Here is a 1199-nt window from a genome sequence, read left to right as displayed (position 1 = left end):
AGGACCGGGGTGACCATGCGGACGCCCTGGCCGGCGGCGGCGGTGATGAGGTCGGCCGAGGGATAGCCGGAATCGAGGTAGTGCTCAGCGGGCTTCAGACCGCGCTCGGCGAGACGTCGCTGGACCGGAGCCGTCGCCTTCACATCGGGCACGGTGGCGTCGGTGGTGAACACGTCCGTGATCAGGTTCGGTGCCCTCCGGACACCGGCTTCGGTGGGAGTGTCACAGCTCTCCGTGAGATGGATCTTGTAGCCGAGCCAGAACAGGTCCTCACCCTTGGCCGCCCAGCGTGCGTCGAGATCGTAGGGCGAGGCGAGGCGGAGTTGGCCGGGCGGGACGCCCTCGTCATCGGCGGCCCGCTTCACGATCACCTCCCGCCCCTTGGCGTCGGTGCGGAGGTAGTAGGTCTGCACGAGGATCTGCCGCAGTACCCGCACTGCCTCGATCTCGCGTATCCATCCCGGGGCCCCGGGCGCCCACGCGGCCCGGCACAACGCCAGCGCGTCCTGGCCGAAGACCTGCGCGAGCCTGTCACGCTTGGTCTGCGAGGACGGCATCCGCCAGCTGTCCACCCGCGGCCCGTAACGGTGAGCGAACTCCGCGACGTCCACGGCCCCGGCCAGCCAGGACGGCGCCGCGACCGCGAGCGCCTCCAACGCGGCCCGCACACTCTCCCCGGCCAGCTCCAGACGGTTCAAGTCCCGCACCGCACTGATCACATGGGTGGAGTCCGTGCGCTGCTTCCCACCGGCAGCGACCAGCCCTTCGGCCTTGCAGTGCTCAAGGAGCCGGTCGAAGACCACCCGCTCCATGCCGTTGTCCGCGAGACGAGCCCGGAACCTGGACAACACACTGGCGTCGAAGCCGGTGTCCGTCAGCTCCACGCCCATCGCGTACTTCCAGTCGATCGCCCGCACCGCCATCGCCGCGGCCTGTCGATCAGTGAGGTCCTCAGCGAACTGCAACACCGTGACCAGCGACAACACCCCCGGCGACAGCCCCGGAGCACCCCGGACCCCGAACGCGTCGCTGAACGGCTCGTCCGCGAAGACCTCCGTGAGCCGGTCCCGCGCCCGCATCGCCAGGCTCCCCTGCGGAAACGCCGCCCGGGCCACCGCCGCCGTCTGCTCCGGAACCTCCGGCAGCCCCTTCGGCCGCATCGACACCCACACCACCCCCACGGCCGCACGACAGGACAA

2 protein-coding genes are annotated in these 1199 nt (G+C 70.4%); one reads left to right on the top strand and one right to left on the bottom strand.

Annotated elements, in window-relative coordinates; translation table 11 throughout:
* Positions 1–1079, bottom strand: a 1079-nt coding sequence (locus tag ACFPZI_RS37120) for a transposase (protein WP_465269199.1), incomplete at its 3' end; no start/stop codon positions are given.
* Between ACFPZI_RS37120 and ACFPZI_RS37115 the strand changes: the two genes are divergently transcribed.
* Positions 970–1199: hypothetical protein (locus tag ACFPZI_RS37115; RefSeq protein WP_381371573.1), on the top strand; the 230-nt coding region annotated here is incomplete at its 3' end. The genes ACFPZI_RS37120 and ACFPZI_RS37115 overlap by 110 nt on opposite strands.

This window comes from Streptomyces chlorus, assembly GCF_042655885.1.
Lineage (GTDB): Bacteria > Actinomycetota > Actinomycetes > Streptomycetales > Streptomycetaceae > Streptomyces > Streptomyces chlorus.
The sequence above is the reverse complement of the archived record's forward strand: the minus strand, read 5'-3'. Positions and strand labels throughout refer to the sequence as shown.